Source organism: Bartonella sp. AA86SXKL, from assembly GCF_042196885.1.
Genome location: NZ_JBHIRE010000548.1, coordinates 1 through 234, shown reverse-complemented (window position 1 = coordinate 234; position 234 = coordinate 1). Strand labels below are relative to the sequence as shown.

Annotated in this window: 1 protein-coding gene; it reads right to left on the bottom strand. The window is 33.8% G+C overall.

The annotated features are described in order from the left end of the window. On the bottom strand, window positions 1–234 hold a 234-nt coding region (locus ACFIO5_RS13210; RefSeq protein ID WP_375705657.1), incomplete at both ends, for an MFS transporter.

Here is a 234-nt window from a genome sequence, read left to right as displayed (position 1 = left end):
ATATAAAAAGACTTAAAAAAATAAAAGTAGCATACCAACTGAAAGCTTGTAACAGCATGCCTCCAACTAAAGGAGCAAACGCTGGTGACATTCCAATAAAGGGAAAAACAATCAAATAAAGTTTTCCTGCTGCTTTTTTATCTAACAAATCATTGATAATAGCACGACTTAAAACAATTCCCGCACAAGCTCCAAGACCTTGTAAGAAACGTAATGCAAGAAAAGCTTGAATAT